The 2,657-nt window shown below is 72.9% G+C and carries 3 protein-coding genes; all 3 read left to right on the forward strand.

Annotated elements, in window-relative coordinates:
- Nucleotides 1-843 (forward strand): segregation and condensation protein A (locus tag H5J30_RS26345; RefSeq protein ID WP_181789829.1); only part of this gene is annotated, 843 nt, incomplete at its 5' end.
- Nucleotides 840-1,583 (forward strand): SMC-Scp complex subunit ScpB, encoded by a 744-nt coding sequence (gene scpB / locus H5J30_RS26350; RefSeq protein WP_181789830.1) that lies wholly within the window; start codon nucleotides 840-842, stop codon nucleotides 1,581-1,583. The genes H5J30_RS26345 and scpB, both read left to right, overlap by 4 nt.
- Nucleotides 1,584-1,605: 22 nt before the next feature.
- The gene (locus tag H5J30_RS26355) at nucleotides 1,606-2,652 is read left to right on the forward strand and encodes a pseudouridine synthase (RefSeq protein ID WP_181789831.1); all 1,047 of its coding nucleotides are present in this window, start codon (nucleotides 1,606-1,608) and stop codon (nucleotides 2,650-2,652) included.
- Nucleotides 2,653-2,657: the final 5 nt, after the last annotated feature.

The raw sequence follows: 2,657 nt of genomic DNA on the forward strand, positions 1-2,657 counted from the left end.
GACGACCCCGGCGACGGCGCCTTCCGGGTCCGGCTCGCCAACTTCGAGGGCCCCTTCGACCTCCTCCTCCAGCTCATCTCCAAGCACAAGCTGGACGTCACCGAGGTCTCCCTGCACCGCGTCACCGACGACTTCATGGCCCACATCCGCGCCATGGGACCGGACTGGGACCTCGACCAGACCACCGAGTTCCTCGTCGTCGCCGCCACCCTCCTCGACCTCAAGGCCGCCCGCCTGCTGCCCGCCGCCGAGGTCGAGGACGAGGAGGACCTCGCGCTGCTGGAGGCCCGCGACCTGCTCTTCGCGCGGCTGCTGCAGTACCGCGCGTACAAGGAGATAGCGGGCATCTTCCACCGCCGGCTGGAGGAGGAGTCGCAGCGCCACCCCCGTACCGTCGGGCTGGAGCCGCACCACGCGGAGCTGCTGCCCGACGTGGTCATCAGCATCGGCCCGGAGGGCTTCGCCCGGCTCGCGGTCAAGGCGATGCAGCCCAAGCCCGTGCCGCAGGTCTACGTCGACCACATCCACGCCCCGCTCGTCAGCGTCCAGGAGCAGGCGGAGGTCGTCGTCTCGCGGCTGCGCGAGCACGGCTCCGTCAGCTTCCAGGAGCTGATCGCCGACGCCCCCGATGCACTGACCGTCGTCGCCCGGTTCCTGGCGCTGCTGGAGCTGTACCGGGAGCGGGCCGTGGCCCTCGACCAGGAGGGCGCGCTGGAGCCGCTGACGGTGCGGTGGACGGGGCGGGAGGATGCGGTGCCGGTGGTCACCGACGAGTTCGACACGGCGCCCGGCGACGCCGACGAGGCCGGCCGGAACGAAGGCGAAGGCGAGGACGAGCGATGAGCGACGCAGTGGCGGACGTGCCGGGCGGGCCCGGGGTGGCGGACCCGGACGCGGCGGAGGCGGCGGCCGTACCGGGTACGGAGCCGGAGGCGCTGCCGGAGCCGGAGCCGGAGGCGCAGGCGGACGCGGAGGCAGAGGCCGGGAAGGAGGCGAGCCCCACCGCCGGGCTCCCGCTGCGCCCGGCCCTCGAAGCAGTCCTGATGGTCGTCGACGAGCCCGTCACCCCCGCCCACCTGGCCAAGGTCCTCGACCGCCGCCCCCGCGAGATCGCCGACGCCCTGCGCGAGCTGTCCGACGAGTACACCGTCCAGGGCCGCGGCTTCGACCTGCGCCACGTCGCCGGCGGCTGGCGCTTCTACACCCGCGCCGCCTACGCGCCCGCCGTCGAGGGCTTCGTCCTCGACGGCCAGCAGGCCCGGCTCACGCAGGCCGCGCTGGAGACCCTCGCGGTCGTCGCGTACCGCCAGCCGGTCTCCCGCTCCCGGGTCTCCGCGGTCCGCGGCGTCAACTGCGACGGCGTCATGCGCACGCTCCTCCAGCGCGGGCTTATCGAGGAGGCGGGCACGGAGGACGGAACAGGTGCGATCCTGTACAGGACGACGAACTACTTCCTGGAGCGGATGGGCCTGCGCGGCCTGGACGAGCTCCCCGAGCTGGCCCCGTTCCTCCCGGACGCGGACGCGGTGGAGGGCGAGTCCCAGGAGGGTGTCCCGTCGTTCGACGTGGATGACGACACCTGACCAACCAACGGACTGACGGTAGATGCGAAGCAGCGGCGGCAGGAACAGCAGGAAGCCCTCGGGCTCCGACCCCCGGGGGGCGGGCGGCAAGCGCGACGCGCAACAGCGTCGGCAGGGCCGCCCCCGCTCCGACGAGCGAGGACGCCCCCGCCCCGAGGAGCGGCGGTACGAGAAGTCCGGCACCCCCCAGGGCGAGCGCCCGGGCGGCCCGGGGAAGGGGGGCCGGGGGCGCGGCGGCGCGCCCAGCCGGCCCGCGCGCTCCCGCGAGTACGACGCGCAGTTGGAGGAGCGGACCAGGGCCCGGCACGACAAGCCGCAGCGCGCGCTGCCCAAGACGTTCGGCGAGCAGGAGGGCGAGCGGCTGCAGAAGGTGCTGGCGCGGGCCGGCATGGGCTCGCGCCGCGCCTGCGAGGAGCTGATCGACCAGGCGCGGGTGGAGGTCAACGGGCGCATCGTCACCGAGCAGGGGCTGCGCGTCGACCCGGAGAAGGACGAGATCAAGGTCGACGGGCTGACCGTGGCCACGCAGTCGTACCTCTTCTTCGCCCTCAACAAGCCCGTCGGCGTCGTCTCCTCCATGGACGACCCCGAGGGCCGGCAGAACCTCGGCGACTACGTGGACAACCGCGAGACCCGGCTCTTCCACGTCGGCCGCCTGGACACCGAGACCGAGGGCATCATCCTGCTCACCAACCACGGCGAGCTGTCCCACCGCCTCACCCACCCCCGCTACGGCGTGAAGAAGACCTACCTCGCCGCCATCCAGGGCCCGCTCCCGCGCGACCTGGGCAAGCGGCTGAGGAACGGTATCCAGCTGGACGACGGCTACGCCAAGGCGGACGACTTCCGGGTGGTGGAGAACACCGGCAAGAACTACCTCGTCGAGGTGGTGCTGCACGAGGGCCGCAAGCACATCGTGCGGCGGATGCTCTCCGAGGCGGGCTTCCCGGTCGACAAGCTGGTACGGACCCGCTTCGGCCCGATCGCGCTGGGCGACCAGAAGTCGGGCTGGCTGCGCCGGCTGACCAACACCGAGGTCGGGATGCTGATGAAGGAGGTCGGGCTCTGACGGCC

This window comes from Streptomyces phytophilus (assembly GCF_013870535.1).
Lineage (GTDB): Bacteria > Actinomycetota > Actinomycetes > Streptomycetales > Streptomycetaceae > Streptomyces > Streptomyces phytophilus.

Coding starts and splice junctions, on each gene's coding strand:
- H5J30_RS26355 (WP_181789831.1), top strand. CDS start 1,606: ATGCGAAGCAGCGGCGGCAGGAACAGCAGGAAGCCCTCGGGCTCCGAC.
- scpB (WP_181789830.1), top strand. CDS start 840: ATGAGCGACGCAGTGGCGGACGTGCCGGGCGGGCCCGGGGTGGCGGAC.